General features: G+C 69.9%; 18 protein-coding genes. 14 read left to right on the top strand and 4 right to left on the bottom strand.

The features are described from left to right. Positions 1-460 precede the first annotated feature (460 nt). A complete protein-coding gene (locus ACQP2E_RS30605; RefSeq protein WP_433826409.1) occupies positions 461-1,171 on the bottom strand; it encodes a nicotinamide mononucleotide transporter family protein in 711 nt (236 codons plus the stop codon). Positions 1,172-1,192: 21 nt separating this feature from the next. On the opposite strand from ACQP2E_RS30605, the gene ACQP2E_RS30600 reads away from it, so the two are divergent. Genes ACQP2E_RS30600 through ACQP2E_RS30585 form a run of 4 tightly spaced genes read left to right on the top strand, consistent with a single transcriptional unit; the run spans position 1,193 to position 8,860 of the window. Beyond that, the gene (locus ACQP2E_RS30600) at positions 1,193-2,200 is read left to right on the top strand and encodes a magnesium transporter CorA family protein (RefSeq protein ID WP_433826408.1); all 1,008 of its coding nucleotides are present in this window, start codon (positions 1,193-1,195) and stop codon (positions 2,198-2,200) included. A gap of 44 nt (positions 2,201-2,244) precedes the next feature. Then, positions 2,245-5,217: an FtsX-like permease family protein gene (locus ACQP2E_RS30595; protein WP_433826407.1), complete on the top strand. Its 2,973-nt coding sequence runs from the start codon at positions 2,245-2,247 to the stop codon at positions 5,215-5,217. After that, a complete protein-coding gene (locus tag ACQP2E_RS30590; protein WP_433826406.1) occupies positions 5,214-8,213 on the top strand; it encodes an FtsX-like permease family protein in 3,000 nt (999 codons plus the stop codon). The genes ACQP2E_RS30595 and ACQP2E_RS30590 overlap by 4 nt, the downstream gene beginning before the upstream one ends. Further along, positions 8,210-8,860 carry an ABC transporter ATP-binding protein gene (locus ACQP2E_RS30585; protein WP_433826405.1) on the top strand — a complete coding sequence of 217 codons (651 nt, stop codon included), beginning with the start codon at positions 8,210-8,212 and terminating at the stop codon, positions 8,858-8,860. Before ACQP2E_RS30590 ends, ACQP2E_RS30585 begins: the two co-directional genes overlap by 4 nt. On the opposite strand, the gene ACQP2E_RS30580 is transcribed toward ACQP2E_RS30585, so the two are convergent. Next, on the bottom strand, positions 8,844-9,671 hold the full coding sequence (locus ACQP2E_RS30580; RefSeq protein WP_433826404.1) for an ABC transporter ATP-binding protein: 828 nt from the start codon (positions 9,669-9,671) through the stop codon (positions 8,844-8,846). The genes ACQP2E_RS30585 and ACQP2E_RS30580 overlap by 17 nt on opposite strands. Positions 9,672-9,811: 140 nt before the next feature. On the opposite strand from ACQP2E_RS30580, the gene ACQP2E_RS30575 reads away from it, so the two are divergent. The 3 genes from ACQP2E_RS30575 to ACQP2E_RS30565 all read left to right on the top strand — a co-directional run bounded on the left by ACQP2E_RS30575 (position 9,812) and on the right by ACQP2E_RS30565 (position 14,717). Continuing rightward, positions 9,812-10,750 (top strand): ribose-phosphate diphosphokinase, encoded by a 939-nt coding sequence (locus ACQP2E_RS30575; RefSeq protein ID WP_433826403.1) that lies wholly within the window; start codon positions 9,812-9,814, stop codon positions 10,748-10,750. Positions 10,751-10,811: 61 nt separating this feature from the next. Next, entirely contained in the window at positions 10,812-12,851 is a 2,040-nt protein-coding gene (locus tag ACQP2E_RS30570) for a hybrid sensor histidine kinase/response regulator (RefSeq protein ID WP_433826402.1), read from the top strand. Positions 12,852-13,097: 246 nt separating this feature from the next. Beyond that, positions 13,098-14,717 (top strand): serine/threonine-protein kinase, encoded by a 1,620-nt coding sequence (locus ACQP2E_RS30565; RefSeq protein ID WP_433826401.1) that lies wholly within the window; start codon positions 13,098-13,100, stop codon positions 14,715-14,717. Between the two features lie 117 nt (positions 14,718-14,834). Here ACQP2E_RS30565 and ACQP2E_RS30560 read toward each other — a convergent pair whose 3' ends face one another. Beyond that, entirely contained in the window at positions 14,835-15,209 is a 375-nt protein-coding gene (locus ACQP2E_RS30560; protein ID WP_433826400.1) for a hypothetical protein, read from the bottom strand. A 240-nt stretch (positions 15,210-15,449) separates the two neighbouring features. Here ACQP2E_RS30560 and ACQP2E_RS30555 point away from each other — a divergent pair, with 240 nt between their 5' ends. Then, positions 15,450-16,229 carry an SGNH/GDSL hydrolase family protein gene (locus ACQP2E_RS30555; protein WP_433826399.1) on the top strand — a complete coding sequence of 260 codons (780 nt, stop codon included), beginning with the start codon at positions 15,450-15,452 and terminating at the stop codon, positions 16,227-16,229. Positions 16,230-16,881: 652 nt separating this feature from the next. Beyond that, a complete protein-coding gene (locus ACQP2E_RS30550) occupies positions 16,882-17,175 on the top strand; it encodes a PLD nuclease N-terminal domain-containing protein (protein WP_433826398.1) in 294 nt (97 codons plus the stop codon). 571 nt (positions 17,176-17,746) lie between these two features. On the opposite strand, the gene ACQP2E_RS30545 is transcribed toward ACQP2E_RS30550, so the two are convergent. Then, entirely contained in the window at positions 17,747-18,766 is a 1,020-nt protein-coding gene (locus ACQP2E_RS30545; RefSeq protein ID WP_433826397.1) for a LacI family DNA-binding transcriptional regulator, read from the bottom strand. A 142-nt stretch (positions 18,767-18,908) separates the two neighbouring features. On the opposite strand from ACQP2E_RS30545, the gene ACQP2E_RS30540 reads away from it, so the two are divergent. Genes ACQP2E_RS30540 through ACQP2E_RS30520 form a run of 5 tightly spaced genes read left to right on the top strand, consistent with a single transcriptional unit; the run spans position 18,909 to position 26,094 of the window. Then, positions 18,909-20,942, top strand: a complete 2,034-nt coding sequence (locus ACQP2E_RS30540; protein ID WP_433826396.1) for a beta-galactosidase — start codon at positions 18,909-18,911, stop codon at positions 20,940-20,942. Then, positions 20,939-21,808 (top strand): carbohydrate ABC transporter permease, encoded by an 870-nt coding sequence (locus tag ACQP2E_RS30535; RefSeq protein ID WP_433826395.1) that lies wholly within the window; start codon positions 20,939-20,941, stop codon positions 21,806-21,808. Before ACQP2E_RS30540 ends, ACQP2E_RS30535 begins: the two co-directional genes overlap by 4 nt. Continuing rightward, positions 21,805-22,641, top strand: a complete 837-nt coding sequence (locus tag ACQP2E_RS30530; RefSeq protein WP_433826394.1) for a carbohydrate ABC transporter permease — start codon at positions 21,805-21,807, stop codon at positions 22,639-22,641. Before ACQP2E_RS30535 ends, ACQP2E_RS30530 begins: the two co-directional genes overlap by 4 nt. 52 nt (positions 22,642-22,693) lie before the next feature. Beyond that, a complete protein-coding gene (locus ACQP2E_RS30525) occupies positions 22,694-24,025 on the top strand; it encodes an ABC transporter substrate-binding protein (protein ID WP_433826393.1) in 1,332 nt (443 codons plus the stop codon). Continuing rightward, a complete protein-coding gene (locus ACQP2E_RS30520) occupies positions 24,022-26,094 on the top strand; it encodes an alpha-galactosidase (RefSeq protein ID WP_433826392.1) in 2,073 nt (690 codons plus the stop codon). The genes ACQP2E_RS30525 and ACQP2E_RS30520 overlap by 4 nt, the downstream gene beginning before the upstream one ends. Positions 26,095-26,406: the final 312 nt, after the last annotated feature.

The following is a 26,406-nucleotide window of genomic DNA, read 5'->3' as shown; positions in this document are numbered from 1 at the left end:
TTAGCTGCGAGTGTTACGCGCTGTCACGGCGAGGCAGGCCGGGCGCGCCCGGGGAGCCGCAAACCCCCGTTCCGCATGGCGGCTCCGCCGCAGCCCCTCTTTACGTGTTGATTTAGGGTGCGATTCGAACCGGAAGTCAACACGCAGCAGCCGTTTCGTGGCGTACGTGTCGGCATGGGGTGCGGATCGCACCCCAAATCAACACACTGAGCCCTGAGTCGACACGCTGGGCCCCGGCCGTGTGGCTGTGTGGCCGTAGGCACGGGTCTGGCGGGCGGGAAGCTGCTCGGGTCCGGCCGCCCGCCCGTCAGGCCGGATAAATCCGCCTTCGTCCGCTGCCGGCCTGCAACTCTGCGGCGAGCACGAGCACGACCATTACTACGAGCACCACTACTACCACGAGCACGACCACTACTACGAGCACGACCACCGAGGGCGCGGCGGTGCGGAGCGCTGGCGGTCAGGCTGTGGCCGGCTGGATAGCTGGTCGCGGCTCCGGCGTGGTGCGGGAGATGCGCAGCCAGACGACGAAGCCCCAGATCACGAACAACGCGTAGACGCCGTACAGGATCGCGGACGGGTAGTAGCCGAAGTGGATCAGCTCCGGGACGCCGACCAGGTCCACCGCGATCCAGCAGAGCCAGAACTCCACCCAGCCGCGGGCCATCGCGTACGTCGCGAGCATCGAGCCCACGAAGATCCACGAGTCCGCCAGGTAGTACCACCAGGGCACCGGGAAACCGGCGCCGATCGCGCGGAAGATCAGGAAGCAGCACCCGACCAAAAACAGCGCCAGCGGGATGAGGATCATTCGCTGCCGGTGGCCGGCCCAGTGCGGCACGACCGCGGTGCCGTGGTCGCGGCGGCGGTTGCGCTGCCAGGCCCACCACCCGTACACGCTGGTGGCGAGGAAGAAGACCTGGCGGGCGGCCTGGCCGTAGAGCGGGGTGCCCTGGTCGTTGCCGAGCGCCTGGCCGAGGAAGACGGTGAAGAGCAGCAGGTTGCCGACGATGCCGACCGGCCAGGCCCAGTAGTTGCGGCGCAGGCCGAACAGCGCGGAGCCCAACCCGAACGCGTTGCCGACGATCTCACGCCAATAGATCGCCTGGTCGGCGGTCACCTGCCACTTGGCGTGGTAAAAGGTGGTCAACAAGTGATCGATCCAGGTCACACCGCATCCTAATGTGGTCCGGTGAGCGAAACACCCACCCGAACGCGGCTCTATGCGCACGGTCACGTCATCGCAGAGGACTTCCCGGTCGCCGAGACCGCGGCCCGGCTGCGCGAGAACACCGATGCGGTCGCCTGGATCGACCTTCTCGACCCGGACCAGGCCGAGCTCCAGCATCTCGCCGAGGACTTCCAGCTGCACCCGCTCGCTGTCGAGGACGCGCTGCACGAGCACGAGCGGCCGAAACTGGACCGATACGACGGCCACCTGTTCATGAACATCTACGCGGTCCGGTACCACCACGAGGGCAGCTCGGTCGCGGCCAACAAGATCGAGATCAGCGCCTTCGTCACCGACCGGGCGCTGATCACCGTGCACAAGCAGGCCGGTGACCTCGACCGGCTGGTTGCCCGCTGGGACTCCGACAGCGGCCTCGCGGCCGCCGGTGGTCTCAACTTCCTGGTGTACGGCCTGCTCGACACGGTCGTGGACAGCCAGCAGTCGGCTGCCCGCGCGCTCGACGAGGCGATGGATGCCGCCGAGGACTCACTGCTGGAGGAGGGCGGCGCCCCGCGCTCGGTCCGGATGTACGGCTTCGCCATCCGCAAGGCTCTCTCCTACCTGCGCCGGGCCGTCGGTCCGATGGCGGACGTCGTCCGCGAGACCGTGCAGGCCGGCATCGGGCAGGCCGGCATCGGGCCGGGCGCCGAGCAGCTGCGGCCGTACTACCGCGACGTCGAGGACCACGCCCAGCAGGCCGCCGAGCTGACCGAGCACTCGATCACCCGGATCAACGAGCTGCTCGACGCCGATCTGGCCGAGCAGAGCAACGTACTCAATGAAGTGACGCGCAAGCTGGCGGCCTGGGCCGCGATCATCGCGGTTCCGACCGCGCTCACCGGTTATTTCGGGCAGAACCTGCCGTACCCGGGATACGACGAGACGAGTGGCTTCGTGGTGAGCAGTGTCCTGATCGCCGGCTCCGCCTCCGGCCTCTGGGTTTTCCTGAGAAAACGCGGGTGGCTGTAGAAATGTGCGGTGTGTAACGTCCCCGGCGAAGCGGGGGTGTGTCGATGTTCATGCTCGTCATCGGCGCGGTTCGGGCACGGACCGCGCAGGCGTTGACGATCTTTCTCTTGGCTGCGCTCGCCACGGCGGTCGCGGTGGCCGGGCCCTGGTACGCCTTCGCCGCCGCAGGCAAGGCTGCCGAGGCGGACCTGGGTGCGGCCCGTGCGGCCGACCGTGTCGTGTCGGTGCGCACCGGCGCCGACACCCAGGGTCTGGCGGAGGAGGCGTTCACCCGCTTCACCAGCGACGTGCGCGGCAGGCTGCCGTCCGTGTTCGGCGACCCGATCGTCGGGATCACGGTTCCGCTGAGCGTGCGCGAGGGCTCGACCACCACGGCCATGGCGGTGGCGCACCGGGACGGGTTCTGCGCGAACGTACGACTGGAAGGGCCCTGTCCCCAGGCCAAGGGTGAGGTGGCGCTCACCCACGAGGCCGCGCAGCGGCTCGGTGTCACCACCGGTGAGCAGCTGTCGCTGGCCAGCTCGATCACGAACCGGCCGCTTGTCGTACGGGTGGTCGCGCTCTACGCCCTGACCGGCGCGTCCGGGACGTACTGGGCCGGTGAGGTCTTCCGGACCCGGACCCAGATCGACCCGATGTTCACGGTGCTGGAGACGTTCGAGGAACGACCACTCTGGAACACCACACTGGTCTACGACGTGGAGTTGCCGGCCGCGCTGCTCCGCGGCGACGGTGGTTACGACCTGGCCGCCGTGCTCGCCGCCACCGACACCCAGCTCACCGCGGCGCGATTCCGGCTGCAGAGCAACGCGAAACCGCTGCTCCAGACGGTGGCGAAGGACCGCGCCGCGATCCTGAGCGGGGTCCGCGCGGCCGGCGTGCAGACGCTGATCCTCACCTGGTTCGCGGTCGGCCTGGCCGGTTGGTACACGTTGCGCGACCGCCGGGCCGACACGGCGCTGCTCAAGCTGCGCGGCGTCAGCCGGTTCCGGACGCTGCGACTGGCCTGGGGACAGCACGTCGTGCCGCTGCTGCTCGGCGCGGTCATCGGCGTGCCGGCCGGTTATCTCCTGGCCCGGCTGCTGGCCGGCGCGGTACAGGTGACGCCCGACCGGGCCACCGCGCTGACCCAGAGCGCCGTGGCGGTGGCCGCGGTCCTGCTCGGCAGCCTCGTGGTGCTCGCCGCTGTCGAGGCGGCGATGCTCGGCCGGCCGGTCGCGGCGCTGCTGCAGCGGACGGCTCCGGGCCGGGGCGACCTGCGGTCCGCGCTCACCGACCTGCTGCTGCTCGCGATCGCCGCGGCCGCGATCTACCAGGCCCGCAGTGACACCACGAACAGCGGGCTCGCCGTGGTCGCGCCGGCGCTGGTGGCCCTCGCACTCGGGCTGTTGCTGGCCCGGCTGCTGCGGCGGGTCGCCGGCCAGGCCGGTTCGATCGCGCTGCGCGCCGGGCGGCTGCGTCTCGGCATGGCCGGTCTGCAGTTCTCCCGGTCACCCGGTGCCGACCGGGTGTTCACCCTGGTCGTGGTCGCGGTCGCGCTGTTCGTGACGGCGGCCGGCGGATGGCAGGCGGACCGGGTCGCCCGTGACGAGCGCAGCGCCGCCGAGTTGGGCGCGACCCGGGTCCTCACGGTGGAGTCGACGAACCGGACCACGCTGCTGCACGCGGTCCGCACCGCCGACCCGGGCGGCCAGGAGGCGATGGCCGTGGTCCGCAACCGCAACGACGACAACGTGGAGATCCTCGAGGTGGACACCGCCCGGCTCGCTGCGGTGACCCTGTGGCGCCCGGAGTACGGCGTACCCACCGTGCTGAAGCCGCTGGCGAACGCGCCGGTGGTCACGGCCGGCCGGTTGACCGCCGAGGTGCGCCGGGACAGCGCCCCGCCGGTGCAGCTCACCCTGGTGCTCCAGCACGAAGGCACCGGGGCTCGGGTGACCGCCCGCTTCGGCACCCTGAAAGCCGGTGAGCAGCGTGTCAGCGCGCCGGCCGAGGGTTGTGCCGCGGCGCCCGGCTGCCGGGTCGTGCGCTGGGAGGTCACCCTGCCGCCGGATCGGATCGGCCGGTTGAAGCCGGCGCCGAAAGGCTCGGCCGTGACCGTGCGGAGCCTGACCGGGCTGGACACCGCCGTCCTCGGTGACGTGGCCCGATGGCGGCCCGGCACCGAAGGGGCGAACATGAACATCGCGATCGACGGCGGGCTGCGGATGGCCGCCGACGAGAACTCCACCGAGTCGAAACTGATCGGCACGGCCGTCTACGCCGCGGACACCCCGATGCCGCTGCCGGTCGTGCTGGCCGGGCCGGCCCCGGATCCGTGGCGCTACAACGACCAGCTGCTCAAGTCGTACGGGCAGTCCGCGCCGGTCCGGATCGCCGGGGTGGTGTCCGGGCTGCCCGCTGTGGGTCAGGCGGGTCTGGTCGCCGATCTGGACTCGATGCGCCGGCTCGCCGCCGACACCGACCCGGGTGGTGAGTTCCAGGTGTGGCTCGCCGCCACCGTCCGGCCCGGCCTGATCGCGGACCTCACCGCGGCCGGGCTCACCGTCACCGGCGATCAGTCGGTGACCGGCCGCGTCGAGTGGCTCGGCGCACAGGGACCGGCCGCCGTGGCGCGATTCGCCCTGATCAACGCGCTGGCCGTGCTGCTGCTCGCGGCCGCCACGATCGCGGTGGCGGCCACCGTGGACAACCGGTCGCTGGGCGCGCAGTTGCGCGGGCTGCGGGCACAGGGGCTGTCGGCGCGGATCGCCGTCTCGACCAGTTACGCCGGGACGGCCGCCCTGCTCGCTGCGGGTCTCGCCACCGGTGTGGTGGCCGCGCTCCTGGCCGTCCCGCTGGCCGGCAGCGTCCTGCCGCCGTTCGCCGACGGCTGGCAGGTGCTGCCACCACCTGATCCGCTGATCCCGGCGGCGCTCGCCATCGCGACAGCCGTCGCCCTGGGAGTGCTCGGCCTGGCCGCCTTCCTGGCGGTGTCCCCGCTGGCCCGGGAGCTGCGGAAGAAGACCGCCCGATGATCAGTGTGGTTCTCGCGATGATCTGGTCCCGGCGCGGCCAGGCCGTCACCCTCGCCCTGCTGGCGATGCTCGCTGTCGTCTCGTCGGTCGCCGCCCCGGCGTATTTGCTCGCCGTGGAACGCGCGGTGGCGCAGGGGCAGATCGAGACGGCCGACCTCGACGAGCTGCGGCTTCAGTTGCGGGCCGCGAGTGACGCCACGTCCCCCGACCAGATCAGCGGGACAGTCGACATCAGTTCGGCCGGCGCGGCGCTCGACGCGATGACCGGCTTCTCCTTCATCTACTCCGAGGAGATGCCGGCGGTCGGGATCGAGCCGACCGATCTGTACGCGTCCCGGGTCGTGTTCCGCCAGGACGTCTGTGACCACCTGGTGCTCGTCGCCGGGCGCTGCGTGTCCGGCGAGGGTGATGTGCTGATCGGCGCGGCGAGTGCGGAACGGCTGAAGCTGAGACCCGGCGACGCCTTCCAGCTACGAGCCGCGCAGATGAAGGGCGACACCCGGCCGGCGACCTGGGTCCCGGGCGCCGAGCCGAAGACATACACGATCGTCGGCACGTACCGGGTACCGAACCCGTCGGAGTTCTACTGGGGAACGCACGGATACTTCATCAGCGGGCCGTTCATCGGGCCCGGTGAGCCGATCTTCACCACGAAGACCACGCTCACCTCGGTTCAGCGGACCATCTCGATCGCGGCGATCGACGGCATCGCGGATCCGGGCACGCTCGACATCGACCGGCTCGACACGGTTCGCGCCGACCTCGCGGCGCTGGAGGCCGTCACCTCGGCGGTCTCCGGGATCATTCTGGACACCGGCATCCCGCGGCTGTTCGACCGGATCGAGAGTGGACGGGCGGAGGCGCGGCTGCTCGTACCCGTGCTGGCCCTGCCTCTTGTGCTGCTCGCCTGCTTCAGCATCTATCTGACCGTGGGGCACGGTGCCGAAGGGCGGCGGGACGAGATCGCCGTGGTGGCGCTCCGTGGCTCCCGGTGGTGGACCCGCTGGTGGCTGGCGACCGGGGAGAGCCTCGCCGCAGTGCTCGCCGGGGCACTGGCCGGCTGCGTCGTCGGCCAGCTGCTGGTGAACGCGGTGTCGGCGGCGATCTTCCCGGGGGCCGGCGCCGATCCCACGCTCTCCTCGCTGCGGTACGCGCCGGCCGCCACCGTGGTCGCCCTGGCCGCGGCGTTGCTGGCCCAGCGCGGACCGCTGCTGAGCCCGGTGTCCGCGCTGCTGCAGCGGACCACTCGTAACCGTCGGCCGATCCCGGTGATCGAGGCGGTCGTCCTGGTGCTGGCGGTGCTGGCCGGGGTGCAGCTCTACCTCTCCGACGGCTCGCTCGACGGGCTCGGCACGTTCGCGCCGGCCCTGGTCATGCTGGCGCTCGCCCTGCTTGCCGCCCGGGCCGTGCTCCCGCTGGTCAGCCGCTATGCCGGCCGGGCGCTGCACCGCGGCCGGCTGGGTGCCGGGCTGGCCGGTCTGCAGCTCTCCCGCCGGCCTGGCGCGGGCCGGCTCTTCGCGCTGCTGGCGGCGGCCGCGGCAGTGGCCGGGTTCGCGACCTGCGCGGTCGACACGGCCTGGCAGGGCCGGGAGGTCGAGGCCCGGCTCGGCACCGGCGCCGACCGGGTGCTCAGAATCGAGACCGGCCCCGAGCCGACCCTGTCCCGGCGCCGACTGCTCGACGCGGTCCGCACTGTCGACCCGGAAGGCCGGTTCGCGATGGCGGTGGCCGAGCTGCCCAGCGGCGGCAGCGCCGGGGTTCCCGGGCTGGCTGTGGACTCGGCGCGCCTGCCCGCGGTGGCCTCCTGGCCGGCCGGTGGCCCGGCCGCCGCCGAGGTGGCGGCGAGACTGCGCCCACAGGTCGCGGAACGACCGTCGTTCACTGACGACGAGATCGTCGTCGACGTGACGCTCAGCGGCATCGCGGCGGATCGGCGGCTGCTGCTCGGGATCGCCGTCTCCTCGCAGGCCGGTCTCGGCGAGACGATCGTGGAGATCGGGGTGTTGAAAACCGGCCCCAACACCTATCGGCAACCGCTCTCGTTCTGCGCGAAGGGATGCTGGATCAACGGGATCGGCGTCTCCGGCCTGGGCAAGGCGACCGAGACCACCGGCAAGGTGGAGATCCGGAGCCTGAGCGGCATTGCCTTGTCCAGCAGCTGGTGGGCTTCCCAGAACGCTCGGGTGACCACCGGGAGCAGCCTGGTCATCGACGCTGCCGCCCGCGCCGCTCCGGCCGGGACCGCCTGGGCCCGGCCCCTGGCAACCCCCACACCCCTGCCCCTTGCGTACGCCGGAGCCGGGCCGCCCGGTGGTGTGATCACCAGTCTGGGCGGGGACCCGATCCCGATCACCGGGGTCGCGTCGTTGCCGGCGGTGCCACGGGCCGGGCGTAATGCCGTACTCATGGATCTGGAGCTTGCCGACCGCCTGGCGGTGGATGGGCACGGAGCGCAATCTCCGCAGGTGTGGCTCGGTCCGGCGGCGCCGGACGACATCGTCGAGCGGATCGCCGAGCAGGGCTTGACGGTGCTGGGTGACACCGACGCGGCGCAGGTGCGGGAACGCCTCGATCGGCAGGGGCCGGCGCTCGCGCTGACCTTCCACATCCTGGCCGGGGTGCTCGCGATCCTGCTCGGGGCGGGCGCGCTGGTGCTGACCGTCGCGGTGGACCGGGACCGGCGGGCCGGCGACCTGTCGGCGCTGCGGGCACAGGGATTGCCGGCGCGGGTGGTCCGGGGGGCGACACTCTGGACCTATCCGGTGCTTGTCGGGTTCGCCGTGGTGACCGGCCTGCTGGTCGGCGTGGCGACCTGGTGGCTGACCGGCTGGGCGCTGCCGCTGGCCGGTCTGACACCGCCGGACCTGCCGATGCCGGGGATGCCGCGTCTGCCGGTGCTGCTCGCGGTGGCCGGCCTGGTGCTCGCGGTGTTGGTGGTGGTGGCTCTCGCCGGGGGGCGTGATCTGTGGAGACGGACCGAGAAGGGGTTGTCGTGACGACGTTGACGGTGGAGGCGGCCGAGCTCGCCCACGGTGCGGGCGAACCGGTGCTGAGCGGGGTGACCGTGACCGCGAGGCCCGGCGAGCTGCTGGCGGTCACCGGCACCTCCGGCGCGGGCAAGACCACGCTGCTCAGCGCGATGGCCGGGATGCTCACGCCGCGATCCGGGTCGGTGACCGTCGACGGGACGGCGCTCGGCGACCGGGACCAGGCGGTGGCCCGGGGCGTGGTGCTGATCCCGCAGGAGAACGGGCTGGCCGCGATCCTCACCGCGGCGGAGAACATCGCGGTCGCGGTGATCGCCACCGGCGGCACTCCGGCCGACGCCCGGCGGCGCACCGCCGAGTCGCTGGACGCGCTCGGCCTCTCCGGGCAGGCCAATCAGCTCATCGACGAGCTTTCCGGCGGTCAGCAACAGCGTACGGCGATCGCCCGTGGCCTGGCGCTGCGTGGCGACGTGCTGCTCGCCGACGAGGTGACCAGCGAGCTGGACGCGGCGAACCGGCAGAAGGTGCTCGACCTGCTGCGCGCCGAGGCGGACCGGGGTGTGGCAGTGGTTCTGGCAACCCATGACCCGGAAACGGCGGCTGCCTGTGACCGTGAGGTGCACCTCGCCGACGGCGTCCTCAGCTTCCGGGAATGAGTGTCACTTCGCCGTCGACGTTCTGCACGGTGAACAGCGTGCCCGGCGGGTAGGACCCCAGCACGTCCGGCGGCAGCTGCACGGTCCCGTCGCCGGCCACCACCGCGAAATCCTGCCCGTCGCGGCCCTCGGCGCCAACCCGGCCGTCCCGGATTGTCACGGCCCGCCCGAGCCGGGCGCCGACCTCGTTGTCATGGGTGACCACCACGATCGTGGTGTGCCGTTCCGCGTTCACCGTTTCGAGTGCGTCCAGCACCTCGTCGCGGCCCGCGGTGTCGAGCCGGCTGGTCGGCTCGTCCACCAGCAGCAACCCGGGACCGGCGGCGACGCCGACCGCGAGCGCGGCCCGCTGACGGCCGCCGGGGGTGAGGTCGGCGAGCCGGCGCCGGCCCTGACCGGGCAGGCCGACCAGGTCGAGGATGCGGTCCGGGTCGTCGAGCTGGATGCCCCGGGTGTGCGCGGCGCGGCGCTGGGCCAGCCAGATGTTGCGGTGCAGGGACGCGTACGGCAACAGGTTGCGTGCCGCGCCCTGCAGGACGACGCCGATCTCGGTGCCACGCAGCCGGGAGATCTCGCCGTCGGAGAGTTTGCCCATGTCGTACGTGCCCACGTTGATCCGGCCGGCGGACGGGCGCATCAGCCCGGAGAGCAGCGCGATCAGCGTGGACTTGCCGGAGCCGGACGGCCCGACCAGGGCAAGTGTCTCGCCCGGAGCGATGGAGAGATCGACACCGGCGAGCGCCACCACGTCACCGGCTTCGGCGCGATAGATGTGCACCACCCGGCGGCAGGCCACGGCCAGTCCGTTCATGACGCCCAAACTAATCAACTAACGCCACTGTGAGCAATCTTCAACCTGGCATCGGGCCTGAAGCCGCCGGGCCGTCGTCCGGCGCCGGCATGGCGAGGCCCTCGCCATCTTGAAGAAGGCTCAGTGAATAGGGTGTCCCCGTGCGCGACATCGCCGTTTTCACCGGATCAGCTCATCCTGAACTCGCCGCCGAGATCTGCGAGCACCTCGGTGTTCCACTCAATCCGACGCGGATCTCCCGGTTCGCCAACGACTGCATCGAGGTGCAGCTGCAGGGCAACTGCCGGGAACGGGACGTCTTCCTGATCCAGCCGCTCTCCCCGCCGACCCAGGAGCACCTCGCCGAGCTGCTCTTCATGCTCGATGCCGCCCGTGGCGCGTCGGCCGGTCGGATCACCGTGGTCCTGCCGCATTACGCGTACGCGCGCAGCGACAAGAAGGACGCGCCCCGTATCTCCATAGGGGGCCGTCTCGTCGCCGACCTGCTCACCACCGCCGGCGCCGACCGGGTGCTCGCGATGACCCTGCACTCGCCGCAGGTGCACGGCTTCTTCAACATCCCGGTCGACCACCTGCACGCGCTGCGCGAACTGGCCAACCACTTCCGCCGGTACAACCTGGAGAACGCCGTCGTGGTCTCACCGGACCTCGGCAACGCCAAGGAGGCGGCCGCGTTCGCCCGGATGCTCGGCATCGAGGTGGCGGCCGGCGCGAAGCAGCGGTTCGCCGACGACAAGGTCGTGATCAGCTCGGTGATCGGTGAGGTCGCCGACCGGGACGTGATCGTGCTGGACGACGAGATCGCGAAGGGCAGCACGGTCTTCGAGCTGCTGGCCCGGCTCCGTGAGCGCAACGTCCGCAGCGTCCGGGTGGCCTGCACGCACGGGCTCTTCACCGGTGACGCGGTGCAGCGGCTCTCCGCGGAGAAGGAGATCGAGGAGATCGTCTGCACCAACACGGTGCCGATCCCGGCGTCCAACCACACCGACAAGCTGACGATCCTGTCGGTCGCGCCGGCCCTGGCCGAGGCGATGCGCCGGATCCACAACGGTGAATCGGTGAGCGCGCTTTTCGGGTAGAAATCCCGCGAACCGCCCTCACAAAGCTGATCCAACGCGAATCATGACCCACATGGGTGTCATGGCTTACCCCCTCCGGTACGCGCTCGCCGATCTCGCCCTCGCTCTCAGCCGAGCGGGGGCGAATCCGGCCGAGGTCAGTTCCACGGCTGCCCGCGCCGCTGCCGACATGATCGGTGACGGCGCGGGCGTTCAACTGCTCCGCGACGACGGCGGGTACGACAACATCGCGTACCACCACGTCGAAGACGATCGCTCGGCGACGCTGGGCCGCGCCCTGGATCGGGTCGGTGAGACGCCCGACGACGAGTACTCCACCGCTCTGGCCGCGAGCCGGCGGCCGATCGTGCTGGCCGGCGAGCCGGCGGCGGCCCTGGCCACCGGGGAACACCAGATCACGGCGGCCGTGCTCTGTCCGGTGATCGTCGACAACACGTACTCGGGCTTCTTGATCCTGACCCGGCACATGCCGGACGCGTTCTATTCGACGCCCGAGGTGGAGCTGGCCCGCGACATCGCCGGTGAGGTCTCCCTGGCGGTCTCCTCGGCCAGGGCGCAGGAGCGGCTGAAAGCGGCCGAGGAGCGGTATCACCGGGTCCTGGAGACGATCCCCGAGGGCGTGCTGCAGCTCGACCCGGAAGGCGTTGCCACGTACGCGAACGAGCCGATCGGTGTCGTGCTCGGGATGCCCCGCGCCGAGCTGATCGGGGTGTCGCTGCGCGGCTTCCTGGACAACGTCGGGCAGAAGGAGCTGGACCGCCGGATCGCCGAGTGCAAGACCGGCCGGTCGACGGTGGGCGCCACCCGTCTGATGCGCGCCGACGGGTCGCGCCGCAGCGTACGGATCAGCATGATGCCGATCCGCGACGACCACGGCGAGTTCGCCGGGGTGCTCTGCATGATCACCGACACGACCGACCACATCGACGCCCGGGGTCTCAAGCGCCAGCTCGACCACCTGCGCCGGCTGGACAGCCTGGGCCAGCTGATCGGCGGCCTGTCGCACGACTTCAACAACCTGATGACCGTGGTGGCCGGCTCCGCCGACATGATCTTGACCAGCACCGAGGAGGACTCCTCGCAGCACGCGCTGGCGAAGGACATCCTCGACGCGGTCTCCACCGGGCGCACGCTCACCCACCAGCTGCTCGCGTTCGGGCGCAGCGAGGGCAACCGCCCCGAGGTGATCCCGATCCCGGACCTGCTCACCGACGTGCAGTCGCTGTTCAGCCGTACGCTCGGCGAGCGGATCGGCCTGGACCTGACGTTCGGCCCGGACGTGTGGCCGGTGAAAGCCGAGCGCGGCCCTCTGGAGCAGGCGCTGGTCAACCTCGCGGCGAACGCCCGGGACGCGATGCTGCACGGCGGCATGGTCCGGGTGACCGCCACGAACGAGGTGGTCGAACCCGGTCAGTTCGCCGCCGAGGGCGCTCCGAACGGCAAGCTGGTGCACCTGGTGGTCACCGACACCGGCGTCGGGATGGACGAGGAGGTCCGCCGGCGGGCCCTGGAGCCGTTCTTCACGACCCGCCCGACCGCGGCCGGGCTCGGCCTGGCCACCACGGCCGGCATCGTGACGAACCTTGGCGGGCACATCGAGCTGGAGTCGCAGCCGAGGATGGGCACCACGGTGCACATCTACCTGCCGGCCGCCGAGGAGCGCAAGGTCCCGGAGGGTGAGGGCCGGACCAAGCAGGCGGTGATCGGCCGGGTTCTGATCGTGGAGGACCAGCCGGACGTGGCCCAGCTGGTGCAGCGGCTCATCGCGCCGGCCGGTTACGAGATCGCGGTGGCCACCGACGCGCTGATGGCGGTCACCCAGGTGGCCTCCGGCGCCCGGCCGGACCTGCTGATCACCGACGTGGTGATGCCGACGATGACCGGCCCGGAGCTGGCCAGCGCGCTGCGTACGCACCAGCCGGACCTGCCGGTGCTCTACATGTCCGGGTACTCGGCGGCCTCGCTCGGCCCGCAGCTGCACCTGGACGACAACAGCATGTTGCTGGAGAAACCATTCACCCGATCGACGCTGCTGGGTGCGATCCGGTCGCTGTGCGGCCCGCAGCCCGTACGCCAGAACGAGGTGCCGCCGACGAAGTGACGGTGGGGCGGCGACTCTGCCCTAAGGGTGCGAACTTCCGTCTGTGGGCTTGCCAGCCTATCCGGACAAACAGCATCATTCCGGGGCATTGCCGCCGTCGGAAGGACCGGAGTGGACAACAACCCCGGAGCGAACGACCCTGGAGAGGATCTCACGGACCACCGTTCGGGCACGCAACTCGCCGGGCGGTGTGTCGGTAATTCGTACCTTTTGGTCAGGCCGATCGGTCAGGGTGCCACCGGGACCGTGTGGCGCGGCGAAGACCGCGCCACCGGTGAGCCGGTAGCGATCAAGCTGTTGCACGAGAGCCTGCTGCGGCAGCCCCGGCTGGTCACCCGGTTCGTCCAGGAGCGCACGATCCTGCTGATGCTGCGGCATCGCAACGTGGTGCGGGTCCGTGACCTGTTCAGCGCGGGGGAGAGCCTCGGCCTGGTGATGGACCTGGTCAGCGGGGGCAACCTGCGCGACCACCTGCACCGCAACGGAACCGTCCCGCCCAGCGAGGCGGTGCGGCTCGCCGGTCAGGTGGCCTCGGCCCTTGCCGAGGCGCACGACCTGGGCATCATCCACCGCGATCTGAAGCCGGACAACATCCTGCTGCGCGACGACGGCGGTGAACTGGAGACCCGGCTCACCGACTTCGGGATCGCCCGGATTCTGGCGCTGCCGAGCATGACCACACCGAACGCGGTGGTCGGCACGCCGCACTACATGGCTCCCGAGGCGTTCCATGGGGCGACACCCAGCCCGGCCACCGACGTCTACGCGCTCGGGGTGCTTCTCTACGAGCTGGTCAGCGGACAGCCGCCGTACCGCAGCGACTCGATACCGGAGCTCATGCGCCTGCACGCCGAAGGTGCTCCGGATCGGCGTACCGGCATCCCCGACCCGCTCTGGCGGATCATCATGATGTGCCTGGCGGTGAAGCCACGTCAGCGCCCGAGCGCCGCCGACCTCGTCACCGACCTGGGCTTTCTCGCGCGCAATCTCACTGACACGCCAGCGTTGTCCCGCCCGGGCAGCCCTCCGGACCAGTCGCTCGTCGTCGAGTCGGTACCGCGGCCCGTCGTACCCCGTCGTCGCCGTTTTCGCGGCAACGCCGCGCCCGCGGGCAGATGGTCGCGTCCCGGCGCGACCGCGTTCGCTGTCACCGGAGCCATGCTCGCCTCCGGCATCGCCACCAGCGCCTGGCACCTGAGCCGTCCCGGTGGTGATCCCCAAGCGGTACCCACGGTGATCACCGCACCCAGCCAGCCGCCGCCGGCGGTCTCACCGGCGGGTTCCGTCGCTGCCCGCAATGCCGCTGCCCGCAATGCCGCTGCCCGCAACGCCGCCGCCCCGCATCCTCCCGCGGCGGTCACCTCTACCCGGCCTGCGCGTTTCCCCAGGTCCGCGACGGGAGTCGCGCATTCCGCGCCCAAGCCCGCCACTTCGGTACGCACGAAGCACCCCGCTTCGTCGCGACACCACGATCGGCCACACGTCCCGGAGGGCAAAGCGGCAAAGGGTCGATGGCAGTGCTCCCCGGGCCTGATCCTCGACCTGCGCACCCGTGCTCCGCTGGGCCCGCGACCCTGTCACCAGCTGGGCGACGAGATCCAGTTCCGAGCGGCGCTGACCGCACCGGCCGGCGGGCGAGGACGCATCTCGGTGGCGTTGCAGGACGCCCGCACCGGCCGTACCGTGGCCGGGCCCCGGACCTGCGACGACCTGTCGTTCACCCGGCGCTCGATCACCCAGGACTGCGGTCCGCTGGTGGCCGAGCCACGGAGGGGCCGGCAGTACGCGGTCGTGATGACGTACCGGTACGTCCGAGACGGCCGGACCGCGTCCCGCACGACGACGGGCCGGCCGTTCCGATGGTGATCGTTGCCGGCGCTGTCGGCGTTGTCGGCGTTGTCGGCCTTGCCGTCCATGTCGGCCTTGCCAGGTCATGTCGGCCTTGCCGGGCCTTGCCGGGTCATGTCGGCCTTGTCGGCCGTTTCAGCCTCGGAAGCTGGAGCGCAGGCGGTCGGCGAGGCTCGGCGGTGGGGGAGGCGGCACCGGGCGGCGAGTGGACGGCGGCTCGGACCGGCCGATCGGGCGGTCGTAATCGGTGGCCGCGATCGCCTCGATCGTCTGCTCCTCGGTGAAGTGCTCGGAGCCGGGAATCGACTCGACGAACCCGACGAGGACCCCGTTGCGCATCACCTGGGCCTGGAGTCCGGCCGCGCCGGCCTCCCACTCGGCCTCGCGGCCGTCCGGCAGGACGACGCGGATGCCGTAACCCGAGCCGCCGGCACGCGGCAACCGGACATGCGCGAAAACGTTGCGGTCCCGCAGGATCCGTACCAGGCGGCGGGTCCGGCTCTCTTCCATGACCGAAATCTAGCGCGCGGATCTGAGGACACGCTGAAGATCGGCTCCACGGCCGTTGTGCGGTCGTCACAGAGAGAACATGAAACATCACCCGTGGGCGTAACCCCTGGTCACATCGACGCATGTTACTCCCCTGTAACAGGAATGTCACTGGATTCCTTTTCTCGATACCTTGACTTACTGTTCGGTAACCGAAGCGCTTCGGCCCTGAAGTCCCCACGCGGATATCGGAGGCCATCGATGAGAACGGCTACCGTCCTCGCCACTCTCGTCACTACCGCACTGAGCCTCGTCCTCGCCGCACCCGCCCAGGCGGCGAGCACCGTCGACTATGTCGCCCTCGGCGACTCGTACTCCTCCGGCGTCGGCGCACCCGGCCAGTCCGGAACGTGCCTGCGCAGCAACAACAGCTACGCGGCACAGTGGGCCGCACGGAACTCGCCCGCCTCGTTCCAGTTCCTGGCCTGCGGCGGCGCGGTCACCGACGACGTCGTCAAGACCCAGGTGCCGGCCATGAAGGCCGGGGCCGAACTGGTCAGCATCACGATCGGCGGCAACGACGCGGGCTTCGCGCCGACCGTCATCACCTGCCTCACCTCCAGCGACTCGGCCTGTGCTGCCAAGGTCGAGTCGGGCAAGACGTACGTGAACAACACACTGCCCGGCAAGCTCGATGCCGCGTACAAGGCGATCCGGGCGAAGGCTCCGGACGCTCGGGTCGTCGTTCTGTCGTACCCACTGATCTTCGACACGACGTCGGTGCTCTGCGAGATGAGCATCGCCAAGCGCAAGTCGCTGAACAGCGGGGCGCAGGTCCTCGACGAAATGATCAAGAGCCGGGCCGCAGCGGCCGGTTTCGTCTTCTCCGACGTGCGCGACGAGTTCAGCGGGCACGGGGTGTGCTCGGCCCGGCCGTACCTCAACGGGCTCACCGTGATCCCGCCGCAGAACTCCTACCACCCGAACACCAGCGGCTACTCCAACGGCTACCTGCCGGCGCTGTCCGGCGCGGCCGGCTGAAAGATCACGCCTAGCGGGGTCACCGCCGTCTCAGCTCGGTCGAGACGGCAGTGGTCCTGCTGGTCGGTCGAGACGGCAGTGGTCCTGCTGGTCGGTCGAGACGGCAGTGGTCCTGCTGGTCGGTCGAGACGGCAGTGGTCCCGCCGGTCAATGACCGGGTACTCGCCGGCGTGGTCGACTGCTTTCCGTCCCGGCCATCCGCGGCGATCGTGCCCCGGAACGCGCGCGGCGCGCCGGCTAGCGCTTGTGGTCGTTGACCGGGCAAATACGACCACAAGCGCAAGCCGGCCGTGGTGTGCAGCCGGTTTGCGCTGGCTGTACACCGCGGTTGTTGGCTGTCGCGTACGGCTGTCGGCTGTCACCTATGGCGGCCGTGGTGTGCAGCCGGCATTGGGAACTCGCGGCGGTGGGCGGTAAGGCCTGAAACGCCGGGTTGTCTCCTTCCGTGCCCCCTGGCTCGAAGCGCGACACGCACGCCGCGCCTCGCACTCCTGCGTCGATTTCGGGTTCGGTACGCGCCTTGATTCGACACGCATCGGTGGGGTGCTTGCGGCGTGAGCGCTGCAACCGCTCGGCTTCTGCGGTGACGTGCAACCCAGCGGCACCCCGCGCGGACCGGAAACGATGCCCCGGCTTGCCAGGATCTTTGTCCATGGCCCGACTGAACACGCTGCTCTTCCTGGTCGTCGTCGCGCTCAGCGTGATCGCGCTGATCGACTGCCTGTCGACCGACGGGACGCGGCTGAGGTCGTTCCCGCGGGGCGCCTGGATCGTGCTGATCCTGCTCTGCCCGGTGGCCGGCGCGATCGCTTGGTTCCGCGCGGGCCGCGCCACCTCAGCGAGCGACATCGAGGGGCCGATGCCGGTGCCGGGCGGCGGACCCGTCGGCCCGGAGGACGACCCCGAATTCGTCAAGATGCTGGCCACCCGAATCTCCGGCGCCTAGGCCTTAGGCGGCGTGCTCCGGGCACCAGGGTGCGGGCGGGCGTGCTCCGGGAACCAGGGGTGCGGGCGGGCGTGCTCCGGGCACCAGCGTGCGGGCCGGCAATGGGGCAGCGCGGGCAATGGGATAGCGCAGGCAATGGGGCAGCGCAGACGGCGGCGCACGCAACGGGTCGGCGGCGGTGACGAGGCCCCACGCAATGCGTATGCGAGCTCCTGGCTCGGCTATGGCGTGGATGAGGTCGCACCGAGTCGTTGTGTGCTGCTTCATCCACGCCGATCGCGCCTTATGTGTGTTCTCGTCGCCGCTGGACGTGCCGGGTCGCTGGACGTGCCGGGCCTCGCGGGTCCCGCAGCACCGTCAGAAGGGTCAGCCCTGCAAGATCGCCGGCCGGGCACCTGGCCGAGGGTGCCAACCGCCGATCTTGAGCGATGTTGTACACCCGCGGCGCCTGCACCCCGCGGCGCCTGCACCCCGCGGCGCCTGCACCCCGCGGCGCATGCACCCCGCGACGCAGGCACCGCGCGGTGGAGGATCGCTCAAGATTTGGCAAGGGGGGCGCGGCGGGGTGGGGTCAGGCGGAGTCGCGCCAGACGATTGGGGTGTCGAGCAGCTCGCCGTGGTGTTCGACCTGTTCGCCGGCCAGTTGGCGGAGCACCAGCTGGGCCGCGAACGAGCCCAGCTCCTTTGCCGGCTGGTGCACCGTTGACAGCTGTGGCTGGCAGCGGACCGCCCAGGTGCTGTCGTCGAAGCCGACGACGCCCACGTCGCCGGGGACGCTCCGGCCGGCCTCGCGCAGCGCTTCCAGGGCGCCGGCCGCTATCGCGTCGGACGCGGCGAAGACGCCGTCTATGGCGGGCTCGCGTTCGAGCAGGAGCCGCATTCCCTTGACTCCGGATGCGTAGTCGTAGTGCGGTACGTCCGCCACGAGGTTGCTGTCGAATTCCGTACCCAGGGCTTCTTTGAAGCCGGTGAGGCGGTCCAGGCCGGAGTCGCGGTCGAGAGCGGCAGCGATCATGCCGATGCGTCGCCGGCCGCTTGCGGCCAGGCGCGCGGTGATCGAGCGTGCCGAGCCGACGTTGTCTATCCCGACGAACGGGATGCTGTCTCTCAATTCAGGCGGATGACCCACAAATGCCGCCGGAATTCGCAGATCGGCGATTACCTTGATGATCGGGTCCCGGGTCCGGGCCGACACCACGATCGCACCGTCGACGAAGCCTCCGCTGAGGTAACGGGCGACCCGCTCGGTGTCGCGCGCGGACTCCACCACCAGGCTGACCATCTGGTGGTCGGCGAGGGAGAGCGCGGCGTTCGCGCCGAGCATGATCGCGCCGATGTTCGGGTCGTCGAGGAAGAGCGAATGCGGCTCCAGGGCGACGAACGCGACCGCCTGCGAGCGGCGCATCTTCAGCGTACGCGCGGCGTTGTTCGGCACGTAGCCGACGTCGGTGATGGCGGCTTCGATCGCCGCGCGCGCCTCGGCCGAGACATATCCGCCGTTCAGCACCCGGCTCACGGTGCCTCGGGACACGCCCGCGGCGGCCGCGATGTCGTGCACGGTGGCGCGTTTCTGGGGCTTCGGCCGGGACATGCGATCAATGTAGCGCCGCAGCTATTGACCGAGTGCCAGGCCAGTCTTACTGTGTGCACGTTCACACAACCGTAACGGCCGGTTAGGTCCGCGGAAATGTGTGCACGTGCACACACCTGTGACCAGGAGTTTTATGTTCACCATGCCCATACCGGGAATCAGCCTCGGCTGTGATTACAACCCGGAGCAGTGGTCGCCTGATGTCTGGCGCGAGGACGTCGCGTTGATGCGCCGGGCCGGCGTCGATCTCGTGGCCGTCAACATCTTCGGCTGGTCGAACCTGGAACCGAGCCCCGGCCGGTACCACTTTGACGACCTCGACGAGGTCGTCGGCCTGCTGCACGACAACGGAATCAAGGTCAACCTCGGCACCGGCACATCATCGCCGCCACCGTGGCTCAGCACCCTGTACCCGGAGATCCTGCCGGCCGCGGCCGACGGCACCCTGCGGTTCCCGGGCGGTCGTCAGGCCTGGTGCCCGAGTTCGCCGGTCTTCCGGGAGCACGCGTTCGCCCTGGTCGAGCAGGTTGCGCAGCGGTACGGCGAGCACCCGGCCGTGGCGCTCTGGCACGTCTCCAACGAGCTGGGCTGCCACAACGCGCTCTGCTACTGCGAGGCGAGCGCGGACGCGTTCCGGAGCTGGCTGCGCGAGCGCTACCGCAAGATCGAGACGCTGAACGAGGCCTGGGGCACGTCGTTCTGGAGCCAGCGGTACGGCGACTGGTCCGAGATCCAGCCGCCGCGCCTCGCGCTGTCGCTGCGCAACCCGGCCCAGATCGTCGACTTCCACCGGTTCAGCTCCGACGAGTTGCTCGGTTACTACCGCGGCGAGACGGAGATCCTGCGCCGCTGGTCACCGGCCAAGGTCACCACGAACTTCATGGTCACCGCGCACATCCGGAACCTGGACTACTGGTCCTGGGCGCCGGAGATGGACGTCGTGGCGAACGACCACTACCTGGACCACCGCCTCGGCGACCCGGTCGCGGAGCTGGCCTTCGCCGCCGACCTGACCCGTGGCCTGGCCGCGGGCAAGCCGTGGATGCTGATGGAGCAGGCGGCCGGCGCGGTCAACTGGCAGCCGCACAACCTCACCAAGGCGCCGGGCGAGATGATCCGCAACTCGCTCACCCACGTGGCCCGCGGCGCCGACTCGCTCTGCTTCTTCCAGTGGCGGGCGTCGGCGCAGGGCGCCGAGAAGTTCCACTCGGCGATGCTGCCGCACGCCGGCACCGACACGATCGCCTGGCGCGAGGTGCTGCGGCTCTCCGAGACCCTGGACCGGATCGGCGAGGTTGCCGGCACGCGGGTCGAGTCGGACGTCGCGCTCGTCTTCAGCTGGGAGTCCTGGTGGGCGGCGGAGGGTGAGGCCCGCCCGTCGCAGGCGGTCACCTACCTCGACCAGGTGCACAAAGCGCACCGGGCGCTGCGCGAACTGGGCGTCACCGTCGACGTGGTCGCCCCGGGCGCCGATCTCAGCGCGTACAAGCTGGTTGTCGCCCCGTGCCTCTACATGGTGAGTGACTCGGACGCGGAGAAGTTCGAGGAGTACGCGTCGGCCGGCGGGAGCCTGCTCGTCACCTTCTTCTCCGGGATCGTCGACGAGCGGGACCGGATCCGCCTCGGCGGTTACCCCGGCGCCTTCAAGAACGTGCTCGGCGTGCACGGCGAGGAGTTCGCCCCGCTGAAGCCCGGCCACCAGGTGAAGCTCAGCAACGGCGCGACCGGTTCGCTCTGGACCGAGCGCCTGCGGACCACGACGGCCGAGACGATCGCGACCTATTCCGACGGGCCGCTGCCCGGCGTTCCGGCGATCACCCGCAACGGCACCGCTTGGTACGTCGCGACCGATCTGGACCCCCGAAGCCTGCGCGAGCTGGTCCGCAGCGCTGTGGAACAGGCCGGTGTGACACCGGCCGGGCCGGAGTCGAACGGTGACCTGGAGGTGGTCCGGCGTTCCGGCGACGGCCGCTCCTACCTGTTCGTGGTCAACCACGGCACCCAGGCCGTGGCGATCAGCGGTCATGACCTGGTGACCGGCGCGCCCGTGACAGAGGTCGCCGGCGGCGGCGTCGCCGTAATCAAGGAAGCCGCGATCAAGGAAGCAACTGTCAAGGAAGCCGCGATCAAGGAAGCAACTGTCAAGGAAGCAACGATCAAGGAGGAGAGGAAATGACCAGGAAGCGGCCGGTAGGCGCACTACTCTTCTTCATCCTCCCGTTCGGGTTGCTCTTCGCGGCGTTCTACCTGGCGCCGATCGGGTACGCGATCAAGCAGTCCCTGTACAAGGTCGAGCGCACCGGGACATTCGGCCCGGCCCGCGAGGTCTTCGGTGGACTGGCCCAGTACGAGCGCGTCTTCGCGGACGGTCCGTTCTGGGAGTCGATCGGCCGGGTGCTGCTGTTCGGCGTGGTCCAGGTCCCGGTGATGCTCGGCCTCGCCCTGGTCCTGGCTCTGCTGCTGGACTCGGGACTGGTGAAGGGCCGGCGGTTCTTCCGGCTCGCGTTCTTCGTTCCGTACGCAGTGCCCGGTGTCGTCGCGGCGATCATGTGGGGCTTCCTCTACTCGCCGAACCTGTCGCCGTTCAGCAGCGTGACCAGCGCGGTCGACCTGCTCTCCGCCGACCTCGTGCTCTGGGCCATGGCGAACGTCGTGACCTGGGTCTACGTCGGTTACAACATGCTGATCATCTACTCCTCGCTGCTGGCGATCCCGCAGGAGATCTACGAGGCGGCGAAGATCGACGGCGCCGGGGCGATCCGCACGGCGTGGTCCATCAAGATCCCGCTGGTGATGCCGGCGATCGTGCTGACCACTGTCTTCTCGATCATCGGCACCCTGCAGCTGCTCGCCGAGCCGGCCGTTTTCCGGACCTTCAGCTCCGCGGTGACCAGCGCGTACACGCCGAACCTGACCGTGTACTCCACCTCGTCCATTCCGAACTTCAACCTGGCGGCGGCGTTCTCGGTGGTCCTCGCGCTTGCCACCTGCGTGCTGTCCTTCGCCTTCCTGAAGGTCACCCAGCGAGGAGGCGACAAGTGAAAAACAATGTGAACCGCATCGCCCCCATGCTGGTCATGGGCGCCTGCACTCTCTACTTCCTGGTGCCGATCTGGTGGCTGCTGGTCGCGGCGTCGAAGAGCCGGTCCCAGTTCAGCAGCACCGACCCGCTCTGGTTCGCCGACTTCTCCCTGTTCGACAACCTGAACGAACTCTTCTCGTACCGGGACGGCGTTTTCCTGCGCTGGATGCTGAACAGTGTCGTCTACACCGGCGGTGCGGCCCTGCTCGGCACGGTTCTGGCCGCGATGTGCGGGTACGCCCTGGCGAAGTACCGCTTCCCCGGCCGGGAAGCGATCTTCAACGTGGTGCTGAGCGGCGTCCTGGTGCCGGCCACGGCGCTCGCCCTGCCGCTGTTCCTGATCTTCAGCCAGTTCAACGCGACGAACACCTTCTGGTCGGTGTTCCTGCCCAGCCTGGTCAACCCGTTCGGTGTCTACCTGGCACGGATCTACGCCACCGCCAGCGTCCCGGACGAGCTGCTCGAAGCGGCCCGGCTGGACGGCTCCGGCGAGGTACGGACGTTCTTCACGGTCTCCACCAAGCTGATGTTCCCGGCCCTCGTGACGATCTTCCTGTTCCACTTCGTCGCCGTCTGGAACAACTTCCTGCTGCCGCTGATCATGCTCGGCAACGAGCGGCTCTTCCCGGTGACCCTCGGCCTTTACTCCTGGAACACGCAGGTCAACCAGATCCCGGAGCTCCGGATGCTGGTGCTGACCGGCGCACTCGTCTCGATCATTCCGCTGGTGATCGCATTCCTGCTTCTCCAGCGTTTCTGGCGCAACGGCCTCGGCTCGGGCGCCATCAAGTAAGTCGCACCAAACCCCTCTCACCCCATCCAAAAAAACGAGAAATGAGAAGTCAATGCGCCTTCCCATGCGCTCACTCGGCATCCTGCTGACCTCAGCACTTGCCTTGACCGCCTGCTCGTCCGGCGGCGACGACGACGCGGCCACCTCGGCCGGGGCGGCCAGCTGCGCCCCGTCCTCCGGCCCGGTCACCCTGAACTACACCACCTGGATCCCCGGGATCGAGAACGTGGTGAAGGTCTGGAACGACGCGAACCCGAACATCCAGGTCAAGGTGCAGACCGGCCCGAACGGCAACGGCGGCACCTACCAGAACTTCTTCAACCAGCTGAAGGCCGGCAACGCGCCCGACCTCGGCCACATCGAGTACGACGCGCTGCCCAGCTTCCGGGTGCAGGACGGCCTGGAGAACCTGGCCGGCTGCTCCGAGGTGACCGCGGCCAAGGACCAGTTCGTCGACTGGACCTGGGGCCAGGTCACCTTCGGCGAGGAGAACTCGGTCTACGGCATCCCGCAGGACGCGGGCCCCATGGCGCTGTTCTACCGCAAGGATCTGTTCGAGAAGAACGGCATCGCGATCCCGACCACCTGGGACGAGTACGCCGCTGCCGCCGAGAAGGTGAAGGCCGCCGGTGGTTACATCACCAACTTCTCGCAGAGCGACATCAACCAGTTCGCGGGTCTTGCCTGGCAGGCCGGCGGCCGCTGGTTCAGCAACGACGGCTCCAAGTGGACAGTGAACCTGGCCGACGAGAACACCACCAAGGTCGCGAACTACTGGCAGGGCCTGCTCGACAAGAAGCTCGTCTCGACGGTTCCGCCGTGGACGACCGAGTGGGACAACGCGTACAACACCAGCAAGGCGTGGACCTGGGTCTCCGCGGTGTGGGGCGCCAACTCGATCATCTCCGGCGCGCCGGACACCTCGGGCAAGTGGGCGGTCGCCCCGATGCCGCAGTGGACCGCCGGCGGCACCGTCGCTGGTAACTGGGGCGGCTCGGCCACCGCGGTCTTCAAGGGCTCGAAGCACCCGTACGAGGCTGCCAAGTTCGCTCTCTGGCTGAACACCAACGAGGAGGCGCTGACCCTGCTGAACAAGGAGGCGCAGCTCTACCCGGCGACCAAGGCCGGCGCGTCGCTGCCCGCCCTGAAGCAGGGAGTCGACTTCTACGGCGGCCAGGCGATCTACGATGTGTTCGCGCAGGCCTCCGGCCAGGTCGCGGCCGACTTCGTCTGGGGACCGACGATGACCTCCACGTACACCTCCGCCTCGGACGGCTTCAAGGCCGCCGTCTCCGGCAGCGGCACCCTGATCGATGCGCTGAAGAAGGCGCAGACCTCGACCGTCGAGACCCTCAAGTCTCAGTCGATCCCGGTCGCCGAGTGACCGTGCTCCACCTCCGCGCCGCGGGCGTCAGCCTTGTGCTTGACGCCCGCGGTGGCGTTCCCTGCGTCATCCACTGGGGCGCTGACCTCGGTGAACTCGATCTCGCGGCCCTCGAATCGCTCGCCGATGCGGCAGTTCCCGCGGTGCCGCCGAGCTCGGTCGACGTACCCCTGCGGTTTTCTCTCTGGCCTGGCCTTGCAGAAGGCTGGACCGGAAGGCCTGCCTTGGCAGGCCACCGCCAGGGCGTTCCGGCGCCGGCTCTGCGTCTGGTCGCCCTCTCGCCCGCTTCGGTACGCGGCTCTTCGGTACGCGCTAAGAGCGCCGATGATTCGCTGGAGCTGACCACCGAGCTGGAGCTGACCCCGGAAGGCGTCCTGCGGATCCGGCACCGGCTGGTGAACCTCGGCGACAGGGATTTCGAACTCTCCGGTCTGAACATGCTGCTCCCGATTCCGGAGCAAGCCTCCGAACTGCTCGACTTCACCGGACTCTGGGCGCACGAGCGGGAGCCGCAGCGCGGTTCCCTGCGGCACGGCGTGTGGAGCCGGGAGAGCCGGCACGGCCGTCCCGGGCACGACGACGCCTTCCTGATGATGGCCGGCGAGCCCGGCTTCGGGTTCCGGCGCGGCCGGGTCTGGGCCGCGCACCTGGCGTGGAGCGGCGACAAGCAGATCTGGGCGGAACGGTCCTCGCTCGGTTACGGCGCTCTCGGCGCCGGCGAGCTGCTCGCACCGGGCGAGATCCGGCTGGCGCCCGGGGCTTGCTACGAGACGCCGTGGCTGATCGCGGTCTTCTCGGAGAACGGCATCGACGGGATTTCCGATCGGCTGCACCCGTGGATCCGCTCGCGGTCGCCGCTGCGTCTGCCCAGGCCGGTCGTGCTGAACACCTGGGAAGCGGTGTACTTCGACCACGACCTCTCGGTTCTGGGTCGTCTGGTGGACGCGGCCGCTTCGGTGGGCGTCGAGCGGTTCGTGCTGGACGACGGCTGGTTCACCGGCCGTCGTGACGACAAGCGGGCGCTCGGCGACTGGTATGTGGATACCGCGGTGTGGCCGGACGGCCTGCACCCGCTGATCTCCCGAGTCGTGTCGTCCGGGATGGAGTTCGGCCTCTGGGTGGAGCCCGAAATGATCAGCCCGGACTCGTCGCTGGCTCGCTCGCATCCGTCGTGGATGCTGGACGCGTCGCTGACGTGGCGCTGGCAGCGGGTTCTCGACCTCAGCAATCCGGATGCGTTCGCTTTTGTGCGTGATCGGCTGGCCGCGCTTCTGAACGAGTACCCGATCGCGTACCTCAAGTGGGACCACAACCGGGACCTGCTGACGCCGGGCGTGGCACATCGCCAGACTCGCGCGCTGTATCGCCTTCTATCGGAATTGCGAGCAACCTTTCCGAACGTGGAGATCGAGAGCTGCGCGTCCGGCGGCGCCCGGGTCGACCTGGGCATCCTCGAACTGGTCGACAGGTTCTGGACCTCGGACACCAACGACCCGCTCGACCGGCAGAAGATTCAGCGCTGGACCAGCGTCCTGATCCCACCGGAGTATCTGGGTGGTCATCTGGGCGCCGGCGCCGCCCATGTGACGGGCCGGAGTTCGGCGCTCGGGTTCCGGCTGGCGACAGCGCTGTTCGGCAGCGCCGGCATCGAGTGGAACCTGAACGCGGCGTCCTCGTCCGAGCTGGTCCTGATCGCGGAGTGGATCGCGGAGTACAAGCGGTTGCGCCCGCTGCTGCACACCGGTGTGGTGGTCCGGGCCGATGCCGCCGATCCGGCGTACCAGGTACACGGCGTGGTGGCGCAGGACCGGGCGTCGGCGGTGTTCGCCCTGGTGGCGCTCGGCACTCCGCGGTCCGCGTTGCCGCCACCGGTCCGCTTCCCCGGCCTGGACCCGAACCGGGTCTACACGGTCCGCCCGATCGGAACGCAGCCGAAGATGGTGCAGGACGCACCCCCGGGGTGGCTGGCGGCGGGCTCGATCACGTTGCCCGGCCGGGTGCTGTCCGAGGCAGGTTTACCGGCGCCGTTGCTGGCCCCAGAACAGGCCCTCCTTCTGACCGTCGACTGACACCGCCAAGGGGTGTTGCTCGTGGGCTGTGACGCTCGGGTGCTGTCTCGCCGCTCCTGCGGTGTTCGCCGGTTCGCGCTTGCGCCCGCTGTGAACCTTGAGTGATTCTCGACGCCCCGATGTAGAAAATCACTCAAGATCGCGGGGTGCGGGGTGCGGGGTGCGGGGTGCGGGGCGCGGGGCGCGGGGCGCGGGGCGCGGGGCGCGGGGCGCGGGGCGCGGGGCGCGGGGGGCGTCGACTGGGGCCCGCCCTCGCCCGAACTTGTGAGGTTGAGTCGTCATGTCGACCACAAGCTCACAAGATCGGTGGCC

Origin of the sequence: Actinoplanes sp. CA-015351 (genome assembly GCF_050955685.1) — a bacterium.
Classification (GTDB): Bacteria; Actinomycetota; Actinomycetes; order Mycobacteriales; family Micromonosporaceae; genus Actinoplanes.
The sequence above is the reverse complement of the archived record's forward strand: the minus strand, read 5'-3'. Positions and strand labels throughout refer to the sequence as shown.

What these genes read in the sequence shown, in the direction of transcription:
- ACQP2E_RS30540 (WP_433826396.1), top strand. Translation starts at nt 18,909, where the DNA reads ATGCCCATACCGGGAATCAGCCTCGGCTGTGATTACAACCCGGAGCAG.
- ACQP2E_RS30590 (WP_433826406.1), top strand. Translation starts at nt 5,214, where the DNA reads ATGATCAGTGTGGTTCTCGCGATGATCTGGTCCCGGCGCGGCCAGGCC.
- ACQP2E_RS30580 (WP_433826404.1), bottom strand. Translation starts at nt 9,671, where the DNA reads ATGAACGGACTGGCCGTGGCCTGCCGCCGGGTGGTGCACATCTATCGC.
- ACQP2E_RS30545 (WP_433826397.1), bottom strand. Translation starts at nt 18,766, where the DNA reads ATGTCCCGGCCGAAGCCCCAGAAACGCGCCACCGTGCACGACATCGCG.
- ACQP2E_RS30535 (WP_433826395.1), top strand. Translation starts at nt 20,939, where the DNA reads ATGACCAGGAAGCGGCCGGTAGGCGCACTACTCTTCTTCATCCTCCCG.
- ACQP2E_RS30550 (WP_433826398.1), top strand. Translation starts at nt 16,882, where the DNA reads ATGGCCCGACTGAACACGCTGCTCTTCCTGGTCGTCGTCGCGCTCAGC.
- ACQP2E_RS30555 (WP_433826399.1), top strand. Translation starts at nt 15,450, where the DNA reads ATGAGAACGGCTACCGTCCTCGCCACTCTCGTCACTACCGCACTGAGC.
- ACQP2E_RS30595 (WP_433826407.1), top strand. Translation starts at nt 2,245, where the DNA reads ATGTTCATGCTCGTCATCGGCGCGGTTCGGGCACGGACCGCGCAGGCG.
- ACQP2E_RS30560 (WP_433826400.1), bottom strand. Translation starts at nt 15,209, where the DNA reads ATGGAAGAGAGCCGGACCCGCCGCCTGGTACGGATCCTGCGGGACCGC.
- ACQP2E_RS30525 (WP_433826393.1), top strand. Translation starts at nt 22,694, where the DNA reads ATGCGCCTTCCCATGCGCTCACTCGGCATCCTGCTGACCTCAGCACTT.
- ACQP2E_RS30570 (WP_433826402.1), top strand. Translation starts at nt 10,812, where the DNA reads ATGGCTTACCCCCTCCGGTACGCGCTCGCCGATCTCGCCCTCGCTCTC.